The organism is Enterobacter sp. IF2SW-B1 (assembly GCF_001743375.1).
Classification (GTDB): Bacteria; Pseudomonadota; Gammaproteobacteria; order Enterobacterales; family Enterobacteriaceae; genus Enterobacter; species Enterobacter bugandensis.
Genome location: NZ_MJAA01000259.1, coordinates 1 through 439 on the forward strand (window position 1 = coordinate 1; position 439 = coordinate 439).

Here is a 439-nt window from a genome sequence, read left to right on the forward strand (position 1 = left end):
GCCATTGGGCGCAAAGATGCGCAGCTGGGGCATGCGGCTGAACCTGAAGGACGGGTCGACCCACGAAACGCCGCCGTTGAAGCGGCTATAGCCCGCGCCAAAGCGCGCAACGCAGCACAGCCGGAAGAGCAGCCGCAGGCCGCCAACTCTGACCCGCGCAAGGCCGTCGTCGCCGCCTCCATTGCGCGCGTTCAGGCAAAGAAAGCCGCACATCAAGCCGTAAACGAGGATGAAATGGTTTTCAGAATCGCAAGTTCCCCTTACACCCACTATCAGCGCCAGACCTCGCGCATCATGATGCTGGGCTGCCTGGCCGCGCTACCGGGCATTGCCGTTCAGTGCTGGTTTTTCGGCTGGGGAACTCTGTTCCAGATAGCTCTTGGATGCGCCAGCGCCGTCGCGGCGGAAGCCCTCGTGCTGAAGCTGCGCAAGATGGCGG

At 63.1% G+C, this 439-nt stretch carries 1 protein-coding gene; it reads left to right on the forward strand.

All coding sequences use genetic code 11. The features are described 5' to 3' along the window. Nucleotides 1-234: 234 nt before the first annotated feature. Nucleotides 235-439: RnfABCDGE type electron transport complex subunit D (locus A6013_RS24320; protein ID WP_175437429.1), on the forward strand; the 205-nt coding region annotated here is incomplete at its 3' end.